Source organism: Actinomadura fibrosa, from assembly GCF_900659615.1.
Classification (GTDB): Bacteria; Actinomycetota; Actinomycetes; order Streptosporangiales; family Streptosporangiaceae; genus Spirillospora; species Spirillospora fibrosa.
Genome location: NZ_CAACUY010000540.1, coordinates 1 through 1,425 on the forward strand (window position 1 = coordinate 1; position 1,425 = coordinate 1,425).

The 1,425-nt window shown below is 71.9% G+C and carries 1 protein-coding gene; it reads right to left on the reverse strand.

Going from position 1 to position 1,425, the window contains the following annotated elements:
• Window positions 1-108: 108 nt before the first annotated feature.
• Window positions 109-1,425 (reverse strand): ABC transporter substrate-binding protein (locus E1300_RS49515; RefSeq protein ID WP_131764156.1); only part of this gene is annotated, 1,317 nt, incomplete at its 5' end.

Consider the following 1,425-nt stretch of genomic DNA (forward strand, 5'->3'; position numbering starts at 1 on the left):
GCCGGGGGCGCCGCTCCCGCGCCGCCGGGCCGGCCGTGCCGGGCACCCGTCGGGCCGCCCGCCCGCGCGGTCCCCGATGGGGAGACGTCGGCAGAGGTCATGCGGGGGTCACTTGCCCATCTGCTGCTGCGCCGCGGCGAGCTTGGCCCTGACCCGCTCGTCGGTGATCGGCCGCCCGGCGGCGGCGTCGGCGAACAGCTCCTTCATCGCGGTGCCGACGGCGGTCTCGAACTGGCTCTCCTCGGGCACCTGCGGCAGCGGCGCCGCGTGCCCGTTGAGGATGCCCTTGAACACCTTCAGGTCGGGGGTGTCGAAGGCGGGCGCGTTCTGCGCCGAGACGACCGAGGGCAGCGACCCGTAGGCCTTATTGAGCGTGGTCTGCTCCTCGTCGCTGGTCATGAACTTCACGAACTTCAGCGCGCCGTCGCGGTTGTCGGTGTTCTTGAAGACCGCGATGTTGATGCCCGCGACCATCGAGCTGACGGGCCGTCCGCCCGGCGGGGTCGGCGACGGGGTCGGGACCGGCACGACGCCCCACTCGCCGGGCTTCATGCCGAGGTTGGTGAACCCGCTGGTCGTGGCCTGCCACATGAGCATCGCGGCCTTGCCGGTGGCGAAGTCGTTGAGCGACTGGTTCGCGGAGTACTCCGCGTTGCCGGGCGCGGCGATCTTCTCCTTGGCGAGCAGGTCGACGTACGACTTGACGGCGGCGACGGCCTGCGGCGTGGCGAACTGCGGCTTGCCGTCGGCGGTGAAGAAGTCGGCGCCGTACATCTGCCCGATGGCGAACGCGTGGTGGACGTTCTCGGGGATGCTCGCGCCCTCCAGCGCGATCCCGTACTTGCCGCCCTTGGTGAGCTTGTGGCCCGCGTCGATGAGCTCCTGCCAGGTCTTCGGCGGCTCGACCTTCGCGTCCGCGAGCATCTTCTTGTTGTAGTAGAGGCCGTAGGCCAGCGAGTACAGCGGGACGGCGGCGGGGTCCTTGCCCTTGGCGCCGGTGGCGGCGAGCGCGGCCGGGACGAACCGCTGCGCCCCGCCGACCTCGCCCATCGCCTTGCCGTCGAAGGGCAGCAGCCCGCCGGTCGCCTGGAGCGACGCGGACCAGGTGTTGCCGATGTTGAGGACGTCGGGGCCCTGCCCGGACGTGGTCGCGGCGAGAATGCGGTTGAGCAGGTCCGTCCACGGGACGACCTCCAGGTCGACCTTGATGCCGGTCTGCTTCTCGAACTTCGCGAGCTCGGGGCCCAGCACCCGCTTGTCGGCGGCGAGGTCGGTGCCCTGGTTGCTGGCCCAGTAGGTCAGCTTCTTCGGGTCGCCGTTCCCGCCGCCGGAGGACGAGCCGCCGCCGCAGGCCGCCGCGGTGGCGGCGAGCAGCGCGGCGGCGAGCGCGGCGATCAGCGTCCAGTCGGGCTCCGGCGCCGCCAT